General features: G+C 68.1%; 9 protein-coding genes. 7 read left to right on the forward strand and 2 right to left on the reverse strand.

Translation table 11 applies throughout. The features are described 5' to 3' along the window. Positions 1-123: 123 nt before the first annotated feature. Positions 124-1,221: a class I SAM-dependent methyltransferase gene (locus QTH90_RS16795; RefSeq protein ID WP_286665704.1), complete on the reverse strand. Its 1,098-nt coding sequence runs from the start codon at positions 1,219-1,221 to the stop codon at positions 124-126. A gap of 17 nt (positions 1,222-1,238) precedes the next feature. Between QTH90_RS16795 and QTH90_RS16800 the strand changes: the two genes are divergently transcribed. From QTH90_RS16800 to QTH90_RS16815, 4 genes are read left to right on the forward strand one after another with little or no spacing between them, the layout of a single operon-like run. After that, complete coding sequence (locus QTH90_RS16800) at positions 1,239-2,036, forward strand: SDR family oxidoreductase (protein ID WP_286665705.1); 798 nt, start codon at positions 1,239-1,241, stop codon at positions 2,034-2,036. Continuing rightward, a complete protein-coding gene (locus QTH90_RS16805; RefSeq protein WP_286665706.1) occupies positions 2,033-2,422 on the forward strand; it encodes a dihydroneopterin aldolase in 390 nt (129 codons plus the stop codon). The genes QTH90_RS16800 and QTH90_RS16805 overlap by 4 nt, the downstream gene beginning before the upstream one ends. Position 2,423: 1 nt before the next feature. Beyond that, entirely contained in the window at positions 2,424-3,341 is a 918-nt protein-coding gene (gene ttcA, locus QTH90_RS16810; RefSeq protein ID WP_286665707.1) for a tRNA 2-thiocytidine(32) synthetase TtcA, read from the forward strand. Between the two features lie 4 nt (positions 3,342-3,345). Next, positions 3,346-3,984: a DUF4136 domain-containing protein gene (locus QTH90_RS16815; protein ID WP_286665708.1), complete on the forward strand. Its 639-nt coding sequence runs from the start codon at positions 3,346-3,348 to the stop codon at positions 3,982-3,984. Between the two features lie 39 nt (positions 3,985-4,023). On the opposite strand, the gene QTH90_RS16820 is transcribed toward QTH90_RS16815, so the two are convergent. Next, positions 4,024-7,314, reverse strand: coding sequence for an Ig-like domain-containing protein (locus QTH90_RS16820; RefSeq protein WP_286665709.1), 3,291 nt, complete (start codon positions 7,312-7,314; stop codon positions 4,024-4,026). 662 nt (positions 7,315-7,976) lie between these two features. Between QTH90_RS16820 and QTH90_RS16825 the strand changes: the two genes are divergently transcribed. From QTH90_RS16825 to QTH90_RS16835, 3 genes are all read left to right on the forward strand, one after another. Next, on the forward strand, positions 7,977-8,618 hold the full coding sequence (locus QTH90_RS16825) for a histidine phosphatase family protein (protein ID WP_286665710.1): 642 nt from the start codon (positions 7,977-7,979) through the stop codon (positions 8,616-8,618). A 407-nt stretch (positions 8,619-9,025) separates the two neighbouring features. Continuing rightward, a complete protein-coding gene (locus tag QTH90_RS16830; RefSeq protein ID WP_286665711.1) occupies positions 9,026-16,390 on the forward strand; it encodes a polyketide synthase in 7,365 nt (2,454 codons plus the stop codon). Beyond that, on the forward strand, positions 16,387-21,393 hold the full coding sequence (locus tag QTH90_RS16835; RefSeq protein WP_286665712.1) for a non-ribosomal peptide synthetase: 5,007 nt from the start codon (positions 16,387-16,389) through the stop codon (positions 21,391-21,393). The genes QTH90_RS16830 and QTH90_RS16835 overlap by 4 nt, the downstream gene beginning before the upstream one ends. The last annotated feature ends 12 nt before the right edge of the window (positions 21,394-21,405 follow it).

The raw sequence follows: 21,405 nt of genomic DNA on the forward strand, positions 1-21,405 counted from the left end.
TCCATCGTGGAGCCGCCCATCCGGGTGGCGGGCAGCGAGCCGGCCACTTTAGGAGCCGGCCCGTGGATTTCCAACGAATTGTTTGTTGATAGCTTATTCAGGCCCTTTCACGGCCCGACGGCCTCACAAGGTGTGCATGCGATCGCCCTCGGCGAACCCGATCGCCTCCCATGGCTCGCCCACCGCGAAGCCGATCACCTTGAACAGTTCGCCCATCTCGTGCTCGTGGATCAGCCGCGCCGCCAGCGTCCGCTCGGCGAGCGACGCCTGTTCCAGCATCGGAAGCATGCCGGCATTGAGCAGGAATCTCGCCTGGCTGCAGTAGCCCAGCACGTCGAGGCCGGCGTTCTGTCCCGCCAGGGCCACGCCGGTGAAGTTCACGTGCGCGGTGATGTCCTTCTGGCCCACATCCGCCAGCGGATCGGGGTCTGCCAGATGGCCGCGATGGCACATCACGGTGCCCATGTGGCGCTGCGGGTGGTAGTACTCCGACTCGGGGAAACCGTAGTCGATGAAGAAGGCCGCGCCCTGTTTCAGGCGATCGGCCAGGGTGGCGATGAAGGCTTCGGCCTGCGGGTGGATCTCGGTCAGGTAATCGTGCGCGCCCTGCACTTCGACAGGCGGGCGAAGCCCGGTGGGGCGGTCCTGCCATGCAAAGCCTTCGCCCTGGCGCACCACGCCGCGCTCGAACCATTCACCCTGCGTGCGCACCAGCAACTGGACCGGCATCGCGTCGAGCACCTCGTTGCCGACGACCACGCCGCGCATCGTGTCCGGCAATTCAGCCAGCCATTCGACCTTGCCGGCGTGCTTCGCCAGCGTCTGCTGCTGGCGCTCGCGCAGCGTGCCGGAGAGGTCGACGATGCGGTAGCGCGCCACGCGGTCGCCCAGCGCGTCAAGCAGCTGGAGGGCGAGCGCGCCCGAGCCGGCGCCGAATTCCCAGACTTCGTCGGTGCCCGTTTTTTCGAGCGCCTCGGCCACCTGGATCGCCAGCGTGCGGCCGAACAGCGGCGTGAGTTCGGGTGCGGTCACGAAGTCGCTGCCGGACGCCGGCATCTGCCCGAATTTGCGGCTCGTGTTGGCGTAGTAGCCCAGTCCCGGTGCGTACAGAGCCGTGGCCATGAAGCGGTCGAAAGGCAGCCAGCCACCGGCGCGCAGCAGCGCGGCATCGATAATCCGGGTCAAAGGGGTGGCGCGATCGGCGCTCTGCTCCAGGTTCATGACGGAAATTTATCAGGATGGCTGAATCAACCCCACGCCGCGGCGTGCTCGTGACAGGCGGCGGCCAGCGGCTCGGCGCCGCTGTCTGCGAGGCTTTCGCGCGCGCGGACTGGCGGGTGTGGTGCCAGTACCGCGAATCGCGGGCCCAGGCGGAGGCATTGTGCGCGCGCTTGCGCGACGCGGGCCATGACGCAACCGCCATCGAGGCTGACATCAGTGCCGAGAACGACCGGCGCGCGCTGGTCGAGCATGTCTCGGCCGACGGCCCGCTGGCGTGCATCGTCAACAACGCCTCGGCCTTCGAGCCCGATACCGGGCTGGACTTCGAGGCCGACGCGGCGATGCGCCAGATCGGGGTGAACCTGATCGCGCCGCTGTCCTTCGCGCGGCTTCTGGCCCGGAGCGGGAAGGCGGACGATGGCGTCGACCGCTCGGCCATCCACGTGCTCGATCAGAAGGTCTACAACCTGAATCCCGACTATTTCTCGTACACCGTGTCCAAGCTGGCGCTGGAACGCGCCGTCGCCCTGCAGGCCCAGTCGCTGGCGCCGGCGGTGCGCGTCTGCGGCGTGGCGCCGGGCATTCTCTATAGAAGCGGGCCGCAGTCCGAGGCCAACTTCGCGCAGGCCTCGCGCGCCAACCTGCTGCGCCGGCCCATCGATCCGGCCGACGTCGCCAGGACCTGCGTCTTCCTCGCCGGCACGCCCAGCGTGACCGGCACCACCCTTTGCGTCGACAACGGCCAGCACCTGGTGCCGCTGCCGCGCGACATCATGTTCGTTGTCGACGACCTGCTGAAAGCCTCTTCCCCATGACCACTGCCGCCCTCGACCCCCTGCTGCTCTCGTGCCGGCGCGTCTTCCTGCGCGACTACGAGGTGTGGATCAACATCGGCGTGCATGAATTCGAGAAACGCGCCGAGCAGCGCGTGATCATCAACGTCGACCTCTACGTGCCGCTCGACCTCTCGACGCCGAAGTCGGACGAACTCGACGAAGTCGTGGACTACGACTTCATCCGCCGCACCGTCGCCACGCGCCTGAGCAAGGGCCACATCCACTTGCAGGAAACGCTGTGCGACGACATCCTCACGCAGGTGCTGGCGCATCCCAAGGTGCAGGCCGCACGCGTGTCGACCGCCAAACCCGACGTGTACCCCGACTGCGACGCAGTAGGCGTCGAAGTCTTTCGGAGCAAGTGAAATGAGTGCCGTATGGATCGACGAGGCCCCCTCGTCCGCCGCCACCAACAACCTGAAGATCGAGCGCGAGACCCACAAGCTCGAGAAGCGGCTGTGCCGCGAAGTCGGCCGAGCGATCGTCGACTACAACATGATCGAGGAAGGCGACAAGGTCATGGTGTGCGTCTCGGGCGGCAAGGACAGCTATGGCCTGCTCGACATCCTGCTCAAGCTGCGAGCCCGTGCGCCGATCCACTTCGATATCGTCGCGGTCAACCTCGACCAGAAACAGCCCGGTTTTCCGGAAGACGTGCTGCCGGGCTACCTCACGGCGCTGGGCGTGCCCTTCCACATCGAGGAGCAGGACACCTATTCGATCGTCAAGCGCGTCATCCCCGAAGGCAAGACCACGTGTGGCCTGTGCAGCCGGCTGCGCCGCGGCATCCTGTACCGCGTGGCGGATGAACTCGGCGCCACCAAGGTCGCGCTGGGGCACCACCGCGACGACATGCTGCAGACCTTCTTCCTCAACATGTTCTTCGCGGCCAAGCTCAAGTCGATGCCGCCCAAGCTGGTGAGCGACGACGGCAAGCACATCGTGATCCGTCCGCTCGCCTACGTGGCCGAGAAGGACCTGATCCGCTGGGCGCAGCACCGCGAATTCCCGATCATCCCGTGCACGCTCTGCGGCAGCCAGGAGAACCTGCAGCGCAAGCAGGTCGGCGAGATGCTGCGCGAATGGGACCGCAAGTTCCCGGGCCGCATCGAGAACATGTTCAGCGCACTGCAGAACGTCGTGCCCTCCCACTTGCTGGACGGAACATCCTTCGACTTCAAGGGTCTGAAGGCGACGGGCATCGCCGACGCCGATGGAGACAAGGCCTTCGACGCGCCCGAATTCCCGACGGCGCCATCGCCGCTGCGCATCGTGCAACTGTGAGGCCATGAAACTCGCCATTGCCGCCGTCGTCCTGACCGCCAGCCTGACTGGCTGCGCGAGCCGCTGGGTGGTGGACAGCGACGTCCGGACCTTCTCGAAGATCGAGACGGTCCCGGCCGCCTCCACCTACCGCTTCGAGCGCCTGCCTTCGCAGCAGTACGAGGAGGCGACGCAGCAGCAACTGGAGGCGATGGCCGCCGCCGCGCTCGAAGGCGCGGGCCTGCGCCACGACGACGCGAATCCGAGCTACAGCGCCCTGATCGGCGCGCGCGTGACCACCGAGCTGTCGCCCTGGGCCGACCCGTGGTTCTACGGCGGTCCGTGGTGGGGACCCGGTCCCCGCTACGGCGCATGGGGCGGCGGACCTTGGGGCGGCTGGGGCGGCCGCGGCTGGTATGGGGGCGGCTGGTATGGACCGGCCTTCCCGCCGCCCTCCCCCTGGTATGCCCGCGAGGTCAGCATCGTGCTGCGCGAACTGCCTTCCAACCGCGTGGTGTACGAGACCCATGCGCGCAACGACGGCCCCTACACGGCGAGCGATGCCGTGCTGCCCGTGATGTTCCAGGCGGCGCTTCAGGGCTTCCCGAATCCGCCGCAGGGACTGCGGCGGGTCAACATCGAGATCCCCACCGCAAAGCAGTAAGGGGCACCCCGTCCCCCTGCTGCTCGCGTTCTCCTCCTGTCAGAGAAGAACGAGTGCACCCTTCTCCTCGAACAGCGGCACCGTGTGGCCGCCGAGGTTCGAATAGACGCTGCTGCCCGGCGCGGGCTCGGCCTGCACGGCCGGACCGGCGCCCGGTGCCGACGGGGCAAGTGCAGGCAGAGCGATCAGCATGTCCGCGCCATCGAACAGGACCTCCGCGTCCGGCTGAACAAGCGGGAAGGTCCACGCGACAGGACCGGCTGCGTACACCTCTATCTCGTAAGGCTGACTCGGGACCTTCCTGTCACCCAGCTCATCCAACGCCACCACAGTGAACTTGTTGGAGCCGTCGGGCAGCTCCATGTTCACCTGATACTTCCAGCGGCCGTCTGCCTCCACGGTCACGGAGCCCAGTTCGACCGTCCAGGTGGGAATGCTGCCGTCCAAGCCGATGGACGGACCCGAACCTTCCGGAATGGCGCGCGGCTCGCCCTGCATCGTCACCCGCACGATGAGGATTTCACCCGCGGTGCCTGTGCCGTGAATCTCCGGCCGTGCGTCGTCCGTATAACTGCCCGCGGCCACATTGCCGGTGCGCGACCCGACGTCATCGAACACCCCCTCGATGCGCGGCAAGACCACCGGAACCAACATGTCCACGAAGACCTCGTAGGGTGCGCTCGTCGGGCTGTGATTGCCCGCTGCGTCGATCGCCGCGGCCGTGAATTCATTCGCGCCTGCCGGCAGGGCCCGCATCCATAGCGGCCACGACACGCCGTCCGACGGGGGATGAATGTGGAGCCCCTCGGGAATCGCTCCGACCTGCAGAGACCACGTGCCGTCCGCGTCCACGGTCGCTCGACCCAGGTCGTAGCTTCCCGAGCTGTTTCTGACGGACACGACGATGGTGTCGCCCGCCGTGCCCGTCCCACGGATCAGCGGATGCGTGTCGTCCGTCTTTTCACCCGGCGCCACGCCGCCGACCACCGACCCGACGTCGTCGATCACGTCCGCGATCACCGGAGCGAGGAGCGAACTGTGCGGGACCACCTCGACGGCGTAGAACACCGAGCTGATCGCGTCTCCGGCCTCGTCGTACAGGAAGGCCGTGAAGTCGTTCACGCCCCGCTGCAGCGGCCTCAGAGGTTCGGTCGACCAGTTGCCGTTTTCATCGACCATCGCACGGCCCAGTTCCTGGGACCTGTCGATGGACGTCCCTTCCCCATTGGCGGTCAGTGCCCACCCGTAGAGGATGACCGTGTGGCCCGGCCTGCCCGTGCCATGGATCACGGGGCTGGTGTCGTCGGTCACGCCCCACGACGCCACGTTGCCGGTTACCGGTCCCGTGTCGTCTTCCACGTAGGTGATCGCGAAATTGCTGACCGCCGACATGTCGACGGTGAAGCTGAACGCCTCGGTCCGCTCGGTCGTCCTGCCGTTCCCGTCGGTCGCGATCGCCGTCAGGCGGTGCAGGCCATCGGCCAAGTCGCTTCCGGGCACGAATGTCCAGTTGCCCTGGACATCCACTGTCGTGCTGCCCAGCACCGTATCGCCGTCATACACCGTGACGATGCTGCCGGCTTTGCCGGTGCCCAGCACCTCGGGACGCCGCTCGTCCGATACGCCGTCGCGGAAGATGTTGCCCCGCATGTCGCCGGCGGAATCCACCAGTGCATTCAGCGCCAGATGCATCTCGCCTGTTTCGACCGTCAGGAAGCGCACAGGCGCTCCCGCAAGAATCTGGCCGTTGCCCGCTTCATCGGCGACCCAGAAGGTGAAGCTGTAGTGGCCATCGGCCAGCGGGGCGGACGGCGTGAAGGTCCAGTGACCCGCGGGATCGACCAACGCCCCGCCATACCATCTGCCGCTGCCCTCGATGGACCGTCCCGAACCATCGAACGCATCGATCCAGATGGACACCGTGGAGCCCGGTTCGGCCTCGCCGTCGAATGTCGGCCGGCTGTCGTCGGTGACCGGCCCATTGAGCAACGGGTCGTCTTCCAAGACGCCACGCCAATCGCCCACGTCGTCCGTGATGGTCGGACGCCCCACGACACCAGCCGGCCCCCAGGTATCGACGACGAAGTTCCAGGGCTCGGTCGTGACGCTCTGGCCGCCCGGATCGGTCAAAGTCGCCGTGATGGCGTGCTTTCCGTCGATCAGATTCGACTCCGGCGTGAAGTGCCACTTGCCGTCGGCCTCGGTCACCACGCTGCCCAGCACGACGCCACCGTCGTGAATCGTGACGAGGCTGCCCGGCTGCGCTGTGCCGAAGATGGTCGGCGCCGCATCGTTGGTGACGCCGCCTTGCTCGAGCTTTCCTTGCACCGGGCCCACGTCGTCCACCACGCCCGTGATGACGGGCGCCTGCAGGACGGGCGTGTCCACGATCACCGTGTACGGCTCGCTCGAAGCGATCTTCCGGCCCGACGCATCGAACTCGACCGCGATGAACTCATTGGCACCCGGCCTGAGGGGCATGTGCGAATCCGGCCACGGCACGCCCGGCGCGGGCGGCGATAGCCAGAGGCCATCGGGCAACTGCGCGATCGCCAGCGACCAGTTGCCATTGGCGTCCACCGTCGCCTTGCCCATTTCACGGGTGCCGATGGCGTCGCGCAGGTGAACCGCGACGGTGTGGCCGGGCGTTCCCGTTCCGTGAAGCACGGGCCGGGTGTCGTCCATCGCGCCGCCCGGTGCGACGTTGCCGACTCGCGGTCCGACGTCGTCCATCACGGCCGTGATCCGAAGCTCCGGCCTCCACGCCGGCGCAATCGCATCGACGGCCGAGGTCGGCGTGGAGAGCCCGGTGGTCTCCTGCGGGGCCGTCGGTTCGAGTCCGCTGTCGGACGAACCAAGATCGACATCGGCAGGGGCGGGTGGATGGACCTCCGGTCCGGCCGGGGTTGGCGCGGCCACCTCGGCTGTCGAGAGGCTGGAGCCCGAGGATCCGGAGCCGGAAGAACTGGCTGCCAGCCCGACGGCTGCCACGCCGCCGCCCAGCAGCGCCATCGGCACCCAGCCCACGCCGTCGTGCGTTTCATCCGCGAGCGACGAACCCGCCGCTTCGGCAGACGGCCCGGCCAGGTCGGACGGGGTGCTTGCGATTTCAGCGGCGGGAGCATCGGTCAGTGTCGCGTCCGCACTGGCCGCCACTTGGTTGTCCGCCTGAACCGCGTCTGCAAGCGGGGGCGCTTCCGTTTCCGTCGCTGCGGCGGCGGTCGCGGTGGCGGCAGCTTTGGTTCCGGCGCGTTTCGCCGCGGCGGCACGCAGGGCTTCTGCCGGGGTCATATTCCCGTTGACCGAAGTCTCGCCCAAGCCTTCGTTCAACTCCGAACCATCGTTCCCACCTTTGCGCGGCTTGCGGCCACGCGGCGCGACAGCGGCTTGAACCGCCGATGCGTCGCCCGTGCTTGGCGTGGGTGCACCTTGCTTTACCTTTGGTCCCACTGAATTCTTTGAAGCCTTGTTTTGAGACATGAAAACCTCTCCTAGTTAAGAAATACCGAATACCAGCGACAACTGGCAATAATTCTGAAATTGACGCCATGAACTACGAATGAGCCTTGTCGGATTCAGACGTCGAATTTCCGGCCAAGGGTGCATGAACTCAGCGCAAAGTCAGCGGGTGCTCGCTCGCCAACGGGCAGAGGCATGCTCTTCCTAGTCGGCAATCGCGAGCGCTCACTTGTGAAATGGGAAATGCCGCCGCGTGCCTCCTCCCATGCTTGCGCGCATGGCTGGGGTTGCGACAAGCTGCCTGACCTCTCCAACAGGCGCTGAGAATCCAATTCATTCTTTTGCGCGGTTCACGTTTTTCTAATGCGTTTCAATTTCAATAAATTGTCAAATCTCGATCAGAACCGAATGAAATTCTACAAGCCGACAATTTGGACGAAATTGAAAACAATTCTTTATTTTCAAAGGGAATTTTCTCTATTAAGACGGGAATTCACCTGAGCGGACAAGGCCGGGGTTCTAGAATCCGGCAGATGCAACTCACCCGCGTCATCGCCGTCCGCCATGGGGAAACCGCCTGGAATGTCGACAGCCGCATCCAGGGCCAGCTCGACATCTCGCTCAACGACACCGGCCTGTGGCAGGCCCGTCGCGTGGCGCAGGCCCTGCGGGACGAGCCCATCTCCGCCATCTACGCCAGCGATCTCGCCCGCGCCCGGCAGACGGCCGACGAGATCGCCCGGTCCCACGGCATGGAGGTGACGGTCGATACCGGCTTGCGCGAGCGCTCGTTCGGCCTTTTCGAGGGACGCACCTTTGCCGACATCGACGCGGCGTTGCCGGACCAGGCGCGCCTCTGGCGAACCCGCGACCCCGAATTCGCGCCCGAAGGAGGTGAGTCCTTGCTCGCTTTCCGCGAACGCGTGACGAGCACCGCAGCCAAGCTCGCGGCCCGGCATCCGGGCGAACTCGTCGTCATGGTGGCGCACGGCGGGGTGATGGACGTGCTCTACCGCGCGGCCACGAGGCAGGAACTGCAGGCGCCGCGCACCTGGCACCTGGGCAACGCGGCCATCAACCGGCTGCTCTGGACGCCCCAGGGCTTCACCCTCGTCGGCTGGGCCGACACAGCCCACCTGCAGGGCGACGACACGCTGGACGAAGCGACCGCCTGAGCGCCGGCCGGCCAGAGGCGGGCGGGCTGGTCGAGCCCGAATCGCGCTAAAACTACTGCTTTTCTCTACGTTTCCTCATCTGGATGGAGGATTTGCGTCAGTCGTTTGTACTCATTTTGTAAAAATGGGCGCAGAATCGTATCGGCGTCGACGCATTCGTCTCCATGAAAACGAAACCAAGTGCGTCGAATGTTGCAGTGCATCCAAACGACATAGGCTGGCTGACATGGCTTTCGTACGGTGGCGCGAGCGCACTGTAGAGGGCAATATGGAGTCCCGGCTGAGAAATGAGCGCTTTGTGATTACTGCTCGGCTCTGATACATCTACCCGGTCGGAAAAGGTAACGGTTGAAACAAGCAGAGGTTCTGAAGGGCATCGGCCCTTCCATTCGCGGAGTCAGCAGTCCATGGAACAACAGCCTCTTTCCCCATCATCGCCCGAGGCAACGGCGCTCTCGCTGATCGACCTGTTCGTTCGTTCGTTCGGCACTGCGTCGCAGGCTTTCCAGACGGGCAGTTCCGCACTGTCTCCAATCCTTGCCTCGAAATGGGCAGAGGAAGCGCGGGCATCCGGATGGCTCCCGGACACGCTTTTCGTCGCCGCGTGGAGCCTCCTGCAGTCGCGCTGGCTGGGCACCACGGCCGTGGAAGTGCACGAGTCCCTGGCCGACGCCGCGGCGCCCTCCGGCATGGTCTGCGTCCTGATCCGTTGCGACGCCGAGGCAGCCGCCAGCCGCTGGCTCGCGGAGGTCGACCAGGCCCGTCGCCATGCGGTCACCGTCGCGACGGCCGATGCGCAGCCTTTTGCCGTGTGGCTTCGCGAGGGCGCGGCCGCCGTCGGCGACCCGGCTCCGATGCTTCAACTGGGTGCCCCGTCGGCCGGCGCCACGCTCCACTTGACGGCCGCGGCCGCCGCCCTCGAAAGCGCAGCAGCCGAAAGCCTGCTGGCTGCACTGATAGATACGGCATCCGATCTGCTGGAGCGACCCACGGCCCGCCTGCGCGAGATCCGCACCCTGTCGGCATCCGACCGCCAACGGCAACTGGAAGTCTGGAACGTCCCGCCCAGCGAGTACGACCCCGCACTCACGGTCCATGCGATGTTCGACCGTCAGGTCGCGGCACGAGGCGACGCCATCGCGTTGATCGGCGAGGACGGCCCCCTGAGCTACCGCGAACTGGCCGACCGGGCCGAGCGCATGGCACGCAGGCTGCAGGCGCGCGGCGTCCGCGCCGGGGACACGGTGGGCGTGATGCTCGACCGGTCGAGCGCGGCGGTCGTCGTCCTGCTCGGCATCCTGAAGGCCGGCGCAGTCTACGTACCGGTGCAGCCGGACTTCCCGCCTGATCGCATCGCGTTCATGCTGTCGCATTCCGATGTCGGGCTGGTCGTGACCCAGGCCGCGCACCGGCAGCTCGTTCCCACGGGACGTGCGCTGCTGTCGATCGACGAGACCATCGACGACGAAGCCTCGCTGCCGCCTTTCGCGCCCGCGCCGGCCGGCGGCGAATCGGTGGCCTACGTGATGTACACCTCGGGCTCGACCGGCACGCCCAAGGGCATCGAGATCTGCCATCGCTCGATCCTGCGCCTCGTGGTCGGCGCGCGCTACGTCGAACTCCCGCCCGGCGAAGCCATGCTGCACGCCGCGCCGCTGGGCTTCGATGCCTCCACGCTCGAACTCTGGGGCCCGCTGCTGAACGGCGGCATCTGCGTGGTCCATGACGAACAGGTGCCGACCGGCGCCGGACTGGCGCGCACGATCGCCCAGCACTCGGTCAAGACCGCCTGGCTCACGGCCGCGCTCTTCAACGCGGTGGTCGACGACGATCCCGCCCTGCTGGCCGGCCTGCGCCAGCTGCTGACCGGCGGCGAGGCGCTGTCGGTGCCGCATGTGCGGCGCGCGATGGCCGCGCTGCCCGGGATCACGCTGATCAACGGCTACGGGCCGACCGAATGCACGACCTTCGCGGCCACGCACCGCATTCCGCGCGACCTGCCGGCCGACGCGCGCTCCGTGCCGATCGGCCTGCCCATCAACGACACCGCGCTGCGCGTGCTGAGCCCGACGATGGCGATGCTGCCCGCCGGCCTCGTCGGCGAGCTTTGCATCGGCGGACGCGGCCTGGCGCGCGGCTACCTGCAACGGCCCGACCTGAGCGCGGAGCGTTTCGTGCGCGATCCTTTCGGCGGGCCTGATGACCGCCTCTACCGCACCGGCGACCAGGCGCGCTGGCTGCCCGACGGCACCATCGAGTACATCGGCCGAATCGACGGCCAGGTCAAGATCCGCGGCCATCGCATCGAGACCGGTGAAATCGAGGCCGCGCTGCTCGCGCATCCGGGCATCAAATCCTGCGCGGTCATTGCGCGTGCCGACGCGGCCGGCCGGCTTCGGCTGGTGGCCTACCTGGTGGCGCGCAGCGCCGAGGTGCCGTGGACGGCCCTGCGCCAGCACCTCGCCGAGCGCCTTCCCGAAGCCATGCTGCCTGCGGCGCAGGTCTGGCTCGACCAGCTGCCTGTCACGGTCAACGGCAAGCTCGATCGCCGTGCGCTGCCCGAGCCCCCGAGGCAACGGCCCGAGCTCGCCCAGACCTTCGAGGAAGCGCGAAGCGACGCAGAGCGCAGGGTGTGTGCAGCCTTCGCCCGCGCCCTGGGCATCGACCAGGTCGGGCGCAACGACAACTTCTTCGACCTCGGCGGCGATTCGCTGCTGGTGCTCAAGGTGCTGAAGGATCTGCAGCGCGGCAGCGAACGCCGCCTGTCGACCAACCTGTTCTTCCGCCAGCCCACGCCCGCAGCGCTGGCCGCCGGCATGCAGGACGGCGAAACCGCCACGCCGCAGCGCGAGGCCTCTCGGCCCGCGCCGCAAGCGACGCACGACCTGGAGCCGGTGGCCCTGATCGCCATGGCCGGCCGCTTCCCGGGCGCCGCAGACGTCGAGCAGTTCTGGGACAACCTGATGGCGGGCCGCGAGTCGATCACCTTCTTCGACGATGCGACGCTGGACGCCGGCGTCAGCGCCGCCTTGCGGGCCGACCCCTCCTACGTGCGCGCGCGCGGCGTGATCGACGACATCGAACAGTTCGACGCAGCCTTCTTCGGCATCAACCCGAAGGAAGCGGAGTTGATGGACCCGCAGCACCGCGTGTTCCTGGAGATCTGCTGGGAATGCCTCGAACGCGGCGGCTACGTACCCGACCAGGCGCCCGGCCCGGTGGGCGTGTTCGCCGGCATGTACAACGCCACTTACTTCCAGCGCCACGTGACGGCGCATCCGGACCTGATCGACATGGTCGGCGAGTTCCAGGTGATGCTCGGCAACGAGAAGGACTACATCACCACCCGCGTGGCGAACAAGCTGAGCCTGACCGGCCCGGCCGTGAGCGTGCACACCGCCTGCTCGACCTCGCTGGTCGCGGTGGCGGAGGCCTTCCATGCGCTGCGCACCGGCCAGTGCCGCATGGCGCTCGCGGGCGGCGCGTCGGTCACCTGCCCGCCACGCAGCGGCTATCTCTACAACGAAGGCTCCATGCTGTCGCCCGACGGCCACACGCGCAGCTTCGATGCCAAGGCCAAGGGCACGGTGTTCAGCGATGGCGCGACGGTCGTGCTGCTCAAGCGCCTGTCCGACGCCATCGCCGACGGCGACACCATCTATGCCGTGCTGCGCGGCGCGGCGATCAACAACGACGGCGGCGCGAAGGCCAGCTTCACCGCACCGAGCGTGGATGGACAGGCCGCCGTCATCGAGGCCGCACTGGCGTCGGCGGGCGTCGAGGCGCGCAGCATCTCCTACGTCGAGACCCACGGCACGGCCACGCCGATGGGCGATCCGATCGAGGTCGAAGGCCTCACGCGCGCCTATGCAGCGCACACCGCCGATACCGGCTTCTGCACCATCGGATCGCTGAAGAGCAATGTCGGCCACATGGTCACGGCCGCCGGCGCCGCCGGCCTCATCAAGGCCGCGCTCTCGTTGCACGCCGAGGCGATCCCCGCCAGCCTGCACTACGAGTCGCCGAACCCCGCCATCGATTTCGACGCCTCGCCCTTCCGCGTCAACGACCAGTTGCGCTCCTGGCCGCGCGAGGCCACGCCGCGGCGCGCCGGTGTCAGCAGCTTCGGCGTCGGCGGCACCAATGCACACGTCGTCATCGAGGAAGCACCGCTGCGCGCGCCCTCCGATGCCGCGACCGGTCCGCACCTGCTGACCCTGTCCGCCCGGTCGCCGGCAGCGCTCGCCGCCGCGGCTACCCGGCTGGCGGATCACCTCGACGCGCATCGCGATACCGCCTTGGCCGACGTTGCCCACACGCTTCGCGTGGGCCGCAAGCAGTTCGCACATCGCGCCTGCGTCGTCGCCGACTCCCTCGACGAGGCCGTCTCGGCGCTGCGCACCGCCGACTCGGCTGCACGCGCCAGCGGCTCGGTCAATGCCTGGGTGCCGCAGCCGGTCTTCATGTTCCCCGGCCAGGGCGCGCAATACGCGGGCATGGGCCGCGCGCTCTACGCCGGCGATGCCGTCTTCCGCGCCGCCTTCGACGATTGCCTGCGGGCCTTCGACGGCGTGCTGGGCTTCGACCTCCGCGAACGCATGTTCTCGGACGATGCCTCCGCGCTCACCCCCACGTCGGTCACCCAGCCGGCCACCTTCGCGCTCGAATACGCGCTCGCGCGCCAGCTCATGGCGTTGCAAGTGAGGCCCGCCGCCATGATCGGCCACAGCGTCGGCGAATTCGCCGCCGCCGTGCTGGCCGGCGTGATGCGCATCGAAGACGCTGCGCGGCTCGTGGCGCAGCGCGGCGCGCTGATGCAGGCGCTGCCCGCCGGCACGATGCTGTCGGTGCGCCTCGCCGCCGCCGAGCTGCTGCCGCTCCTGCCCGAAGGCATCTCGCTGGCCGCCGACAACGGGCCGGCCGTCTGCGTCGCCGCCGGTCCGAGCGATGCGATCGAGAACCTGCGCGCCGCTCTGGAGGCCAAGGGCATCGTCGCCAAGACGTTGCAGACCTCGCACGCCTTCCACTCCGCCATGATGGATGCGGCCGTCGCACCCTTCGAGGCGCTGGTGCGCGAGACGGCGCTCGCGGCGCCGAGCCTGCCGATCTATTCGACGCTCACGGGCCGCCTGCTGACCAACGAAGAAGCGACGGACCCGCACTACTGGGCACGGCACCTGCGCGAAACCGTGCGCTTCTCGCCCGCCGTGCGCGAAGTGCTGGGCCAGCTCGCGCACCCGTTCTTCATCGAGATCGGTCCCCGCAACACCCTGGCGACGCTGGTGCGCCAGCACGCGACCAAGGCGGTGCCCGCACCCGCCGCATCCCTGCTGCCCGACCCGGCGCAGGGCGAGAGCGCCGCATGGCGGCTCGCCGCCGGGCGTCTCTGGGCGCAGGGCGTCGAGATCGATCTCGGCGTGCTCGACCCGCGCGAGCGCAAGCATCGCGTGCGCCTGCCCACCTATCCGTTCGAGCGCAAGCGCTTCTGGGTCGAGATGGCGACGGCTTCGGCCGCGCCGGTCGCGCCCGAGGTGCCTGTTGCGGCTCCTGCTCTTTCTTTCGTCCCTTCCGCTCCTTCCGCCCCTCTTTCCACATCGATCCCGGAGTTGACAATGACTGTCGCTGCTGTCGCCACATCCGCGCCTCCCGCGCGCCGTGCATCCCTCGTCACGCGTCTGCGCGAACTCTTCGAGAACCTGTCTGGCGTCGACATGGCCGACGTCGAAGGCGCAGCGCCTTTCGTCGAGATCGGGCTCGACTCGCTCACGCTCACGCAGGCCGCGCTGCAGGTCAAGAAGAACTTCAAGGTCAACCTCACCTTCCGGCAGCTGATGGAGAGCTATCGCAGCTTCGATGCGCTGGCCGAGTTCCTGGATGCCACGCTGCCTCCCGATCCGGTGGCTGCGGTCGCGGCGCCGGTGGCGGCACCCGTAGCGGCGGCGGTGCCGCAACAGGCAGCACCCCTGGCGATGCCCGCCATGCCGGCGATCCAGCCCGCGGCCGGCCTGGCCGCCGGCAACGGCACCCTGATGCAGCAGGTCATCGCGCAACAGATGCAATTGATGCAACAGCAACTCGCATTGCTGTCGGCGGCGCCGACGGTTCCGGTCAGCCCTGCGCTGCCGGCGCCGGTGGCGGAGCAACCCACGCCCATGGCCACCGCCGCGGCCACGGCGTCCAATCCCCCCACGCCGGCTGCTGCCGAGGAGCCCGCCGCGCCCCTGCAGAAGTACGACGTCAAGAAAGCCTTCGGCGCCATCGCCCGCATCCACACGCAGAGCAAGGAACCGACCGAACGGCAGAAGGCCCGCCTGGCCGCCTTCATGCGGCGCTACGTGGAACGCACGCACAGCAGCAAGGCCTTCACCGAGCGCAATCGCCCGCACATGGCCGACCCGCGCGTGGTCAACGGCTTCCGCCCCGCGACCAAGGAGATCACCTACCAGATCGTCATCGAGCGCTCCAAGGGCTCCAGGCTCTGGGACATCGACGGCAACGAATACGTCGATACGCTCAACGGCTTCGGCATGAACCTCTTCGGCTGGACGCCGGACTTCATCAACGACGCAGTGCGCAAGCAGCTCGACCTCGGCTACGAGATCGGCCCGCAGCATCCGCTCGCGGCCGACGTCACGCGGCTCCTGTGCGATCTCACCGGCTTCGACCGCGCGGGCCTGTGCAACACGGGCTCGGAGGCCGTGATGGCCGCGCTGCGCATCGCGCGCACCGTCACCGGCCGCAGCACGGTGGTGCTGTTCACCGGCTCCTACCACGGCACCTTCGACGAAGTGCTGGTGCGCGCGGGCCGCAATGCCAAGGGCATGTCGGCGGCGCCCGGCGTGCTGCAGGGCATGTTCGGCGACGTCCGGGTGCTCGACTACGGCACGCCGGAATCGCTGGAATTCATCCGCGCCAATGCAGACGACCTCGCGGCCGTGCTGGTCGAGCCTGTGCAGAGCCGCCGGCCCGACTTCCAGCCGCGCGAGTTCCTGCGCGAAGTGCGTGCCATCACGGAGAAGTCCGAAACCTGCCTGATCTTCGACGAGGTCATCACCGGCTTCCGCTGCGACCTGGGTGGCGCGCAGGCCGTTTTCGGCATCCGTGCCGACCTCGCGACCTACGGCAAGGTGCTCGGCGGCGGCTTCCCGGTCGGCGTGATCGCCGGCAAGCGCACCTACATGGACGCACTGGACGGCGGCCCCTGGCAGTACGGCGACGACTCCGTGCCCACCGTGGGCGTGACCTACTTCGCCGGCACCTTCGTGCGGCATCCGCTGGCGCTGGCCGCATCCAAGGCCGCCCTCGAATTCCTGAAGAAGGACAACAACAAGCTTCAGACGCAGCTCAACCTGCACACCGCGGCCATGGCCGACGAGCTGTCGGCCTTCTGCCGCGAGGTCGGCGCGCCGGTCGAGATCCGCTACTTCTCGTCGCTATGGCGCGTGAGCTGGCTGGAAGACCACCCACTGCAGGACCTGCTGTTCGCCATGATGCGCAGCCGCGGCGTGCACATCCTGGACAACTTCCCCTGCTTCATGACGACCGCGCACACGCAGCAGGACATCGCGACCATCAAGTCGGCGTTCAAGGAATCGATCGCCGAGATGCAGGAGGCCGAGCTGCTGCCGCGCCGCGCGGCGCCGAAGCCGGCCTTCGACCCGTCCCATCCGCCCGTGCCTAATGCGCGTCTCGGCCGTGACAAGGACGGCCAGCCCGCATGGTTCGTTCCCGATCCAACCGCCCAAGGCAAATTCACGAAGTTCCAAGCATGACCGCAGCCGTCCTCACCCCCTCCGACGATAGCGCCGTGGACGAGTTCGACCCGTTCGCTGTTGGTCTGATCGAGCGCATCGTCGCGACGACGGAAGCGCAGCGCGAAGTCTGGCTCGGCGACCAGCTGAGCCCCCAGGCATCGCTGGCCTACAACGAGTCGATGCGGCTTCGCCTCAAGGGCACGCTGGACACGCCCGCTCTCGGCGCGGCACTGGACCAGCTGGTCGTGCGCCACGAATCGCTGCGATCGACGATCTCGCCCGATGGCACCCAGCTGCTGATCAGCGAGGCTGCACCGGTGCAGATGGCCCGGCACGACCTGCGGCACCTCGACGCGGCTGCGCAGCAGCGCCGGCTGGAGGAAGACGGGCTTGCCGCCGTGCAGGACCCCTTCCTGCTCGAGAAGGGTCCGCTCTTCCGCGCCGCGCTCTACCAGCTCTCCCCGACCGACCATGTGCTTGTGATGACCGCGCACCACGCGATCTGCGACGGCTGGTCGTGGGGCGTCATCACCGAGGATCTCGGCGCGCTCTATGCGGAGCAGACCGGCGCGGGCCCCGCGCTCGAACCGGCCGCGCGCTATTCCGACTACGCCACGTGGGAGGCCGAGGAAGCGTCGAGCCCCGACATGCAGAAGCACGTCGACTACTGGCTCTCGCGCTATGCCGGCGGCAGCCTGCCGGTGCTGGAGTTGCCGCTCGACCGCCCGCGGCCTGCCGTGCGCACCTTCAGCTCCTACCGCATCGACCACGTGCTGGACCAGTCGCTGATCGACGGCCTGCGCAAGGTCGGCTCGGTAACGGGCACCAGCCTTTTCGCGACGATGTTCAGCGCCTTCGCCGCGACGCTCCACCGGCTGACGGCACAGGACGACCTCGTCGTCGGCATCGCCGCCGCAGGCCAGATGCCCAGCGACATGCCGGACCTCGTGGGCCATTGCGTGAACCTGCTGCCGATCCGCGTGGCGGTGGACGCGAACGCGCCTTTCGATGCGCTGGCACGCCAGTCGGGCAGTGCGCTGCTCGATGCCTTCGAACACCAGACGCTGACCTACGGCTCGCTGCTCAAGAAGCTGCCGGTGCCGCGCGACCCAAGCCGGCTGCCGCTGGTGAACGTGCTGTTCAACGTCGACCGCGATGCGGCGCCCAACGACGGCAACTTCCCGGACCTGAAGGTCGAGCAGAGCACCATCGCGCGCCGCTACGAGAACTTCGAGCTCTTCCTCAACATCACGCCGGTGGTCGGTGGCATGCAGATGGAGGCGCAATACAACGCCGACCTCTACGACGATGCCACCGTGCGCCGCTGGCTGGGCATGTACGAATGCCTGCTTCGCGCCGTGGTGAACGATCCGGCGCAAGCGGTCGGCAAGCTGCAGGTGCTGTCGGCCGACGAAGCGCGCGCCATCACCGCGCTGCAGCCAGCCCCGACGCCGCTCCAAGGCGATCCGCTGATGCACGCAGGCTTCGTGGCGCATGCGGCCTCCCAGCCCGAGCGGCCGGCCCTGCGCGACGGCGCGCGGAGCATGAGCTACCGCGAACTCGACGTGCGCTCGAACCGACTGGCGCACGCATTGCGCGCACGCGGCATGGGCCGCGGCCAGCGCGTCGGCCTGTGCCTGGACCGCGGCACCGACATGTTCGTGGCCCTGCTCGCCGTGCTCAAGAGCGGCGCCGCGTATGTGCCGCTGGACCCCGCCTTCCCGCAGGCCCGCCTCGACTACTACGCCGAGGATGCGCGCCTGGGCCTGCTGCTGACCGCGTCGTCGATCAGTGCCGCACCGGCCAACTGGTGCGCCGATGCGGCGCAGCGCGTGTTCCTGCTCGACCGCGAGACCGCCTGGCTCGACGAGCCGGCGACGCCGCTAGCGGCCGGCCCGCAGGACGCGCAGGCCGAGGACACGGCCTACGTGATCTACACCTCCGGCTCCACGGGCAAGCCCAAGGGCGTGTGCGTGCCGCACCGCGCGGTGGCGAACCTCATGCAGACCATGCAGCGCGAGCCCGGCATCACGGCGCAGGACCGCCTGGCCGCCGTGACCACCCTGTCCTTCGACATGGCCGTGCCCGAAGTGATGCTGCCGCTGGCGGCGGGCGCCGAGATCGTGATCGTGCAGCGCGAAGTCGCGATGGACGGCAACCGCCTGCGCGGGCTGCTCGAATCCGAATCCATCACCATCCTGCAGGCCACGCCCGGCATGTGGCGGCTGCTGCTCGATGCGCAATGGTCGGGTGCTCGCGGCTTCCGGGCCTGGATCGGCGCCGAGCCGGTGCCGGCGGACCTCTCGCTCGAACTGCTGGACCGCAGCTCCGAGCTGTGGAACCTCTATGGCCCCACCGAAACCACCGTGTGGTCGACGGTCTGGCGCATGGAGCGGCCGCGCATCGCGGCGCGCGGCGTCTCGATCGGCCGGCCGATGGCGAATACCGGCGTCTGGATCCTGGACGGCAACCTGCAGCCCTGCCCCATCGGCGTTCCGGGCGAGATCTGCATCAGCGGCATGGGCGTGACGCTCGGCTACCTGGATCGCCCCGACCTGACGGCGGAGCGCTTCGTGACCACCGCCATCGACGGCGTGGACACGTTGATCTACCGCAGCGGCGACCGCGGCCGCTGGCGCAACGACGGCCTGCTGGAACACATGGGCCGCTTCGACTTCCAGGTGAAGGTGCGGGGCTACCGCATCGAACTGGGCGAGATCGAGGCGCGCTGCAATGAAGCACCCGGCGTGGCCCGCAGCGTGGTCGTCACGCGCGAAGACCAGCCCGGTGACGTGCGCCTGGTGGCCTACCTCGCGAACTCCCCCGGCGCGAGCGTCGACCTCGCGGCACTGGACCGCCATCTGCGCAGCCGCCTGCCGCAATACATGGTGCCGCAGCACGTCGTCACGCTCGACGCCATCCCGCTGCTGCCCAACGGCAAGGTCGATCGCAAGGCCCTGCCCAAGCCGAGTGCGACGCGGCAGGAGACGACCGAACGCGTCTTGCCGCGCAACGAGCGCGAGCGCGTCGTGATGGAAACCATGGAGCGCGTACTCAACCTGCCCGGCCTGGGCATCCGCGACGACTTCTTCGCGCTCGGCGGCCACTCGCTGCTGGCGGCGCGCGTGTCGACGCTGCTGAGCCGCGAGTTCGGCATCACGGTGCCGCTGCGCACGCTGTTCGAGGCACCGACCGCGGAACGCCTGGCCGCGGCGATCGAAAGCCTGAGCGGCGACGACGCGCCGCGCAGCGAACCCATCCCGCACAAGGCCGGCCGCCGCAGCGCGCCGCTCACGCCCATGCAGGAGCGCATCCGCTTCGTCGAGGAAATGCACCCCGGCCGCTCGGTCTACAACGCGCCTTCCGCGCACCGGCTCGGCGGACCGCTGGACATTGCCAAGTTCAACGAGGCATTGCGCGAGATCATCCGCCGGCAGGCCGCGCTGCGCACCTCGGTCGGCGTCGACCCGCAGACCGGCGAGCCGGTGGCGCTGATCGCCGACCGCATCGACTACGAGTTGCCGCTGATCGACCTCGGCAGCCTGCCCGCGGACCAGCGCGAGAACGAACTGCTGGAGCTGATGCAGGAGCTGGCCGACCGCCCGATCGACATCCACAAGGCCCCGCTCTTCCATGCGGCGCTCTACAAGGTCGCGGAAGACGACCATGCCTTCGTCTTCGTGCCGCACCACCTGGTGTGGGACGGCTGGTCCTTCGACATCCTGCAAAGCGAGCTCTCGCAGATCTACGGCGCGCTGGTGCGCGGCGAGCCGCACGGACTGCCCGAGCCCGCCCTCACCCACGGCGACTACGCCGAGTGGTACGCCAACTGGCTGGAGCAGCCGGAGCTGGAATCCCAGTTGCAATACTGGAAGAACCGCTTCGCGAATTCGCCGACGCCCAAGGCGCCCCAGACCGACATGCCACGCCGCGCGGGCATGAGCGGCCAGGGCGGCACGCACTGGCTCACCGTCGACAAGGAACTGACCGAGCGCCTGCGCGAGGTCGGGCGCGGCCACAACGTCACGCTCAACATGCTGACGCTCGGCGTCTACATCCTGATGATGAGCAAGGTCATCGAAACGGGCTCCATCGTCATCGCGACGCCGGTGCGCGGCCGCGAGGCGCCGGAGACCGAGTCGATCATGGGCTTCTTCAACAACGTGCTGCCGCTGTCCTTCCAGGTCGACGGTTCGCTGCGTTTCGGGGAGTTCATGCGCTACGTCAAACAGGAGCTGCTGTCGGTCATGAACTACCAGCAGGTGCCCTTCGAGCGCCTGGTGGTCGAGCCCGAATTCGTCGAGCGTGCCCAGGGCGTGGGGCTCTACCAGGCCCTCTTCTCGTTCCAGGATGCGCGCGAACGGCCGCTGGATATCGGCAACCTGCATGACCGGCAGATGCACCTGCTGCAACGCGGCGCGACGGACGACCTCGGCATCTGGCTCATGGACAAGCCGAAGGGGCTGGAAGGCGCGATCACCTACAACGCCGACATCTACCGGCGCGAAACGGGTGCCGCCTTCAAGGATCGCTTCGTCGAACTGCTGCGCCTCGTCGCGCAACGGCCGGACGACACGCTGGAAGCGCTCTGGGCCTCGGGTGAATCGGAAAGCACCAAGTACCTGAAGCGCCTCGCCGCCAGCGATGCGCCGCCGGTGCAGGCCGCGCCCGTGGCGCCGGTTCAGGAAGAGAAGGGACCGCCGGCGTTGCTGCTGCCGGAGCAGGCCCGCCTGGCGCAGATCTGGGCGAGCGCGCTGAGCATCGACGTCAACGACATCCGCGCCAACGACAACTTCTTCGACCTCGGCGGTGATTCGCTGCTGGCGATGCGTGTGCTGCGGCAGGCGGAGCAGAGCCTCGGCTTCCGCGTGGAGCCGCGCCGCTACGTGTTCGAAAGCCTGGCGCAACTTGCCTCGGCCGCCGCGGGCACCGCCATCGAGGCGACCGCGCAGGCCGCGGAAGAGAGTGGATCGAAGCGCGGGCTGCTGGGCCGCGTGTTCGGCTGGAGCCGCAAGGGCTGAAGAGGGGCGGCA

The sequence above is a fragment of the Variovorax flavidus genome (genome assembly GCF_030317145.1).
Classification (GTDB): Bacteria; Pseudomonadota; Gammaproteobacteria; order Burkholderiales; family Burkholderiaceae_C; genus Variovorax; species Variovorax flavidus.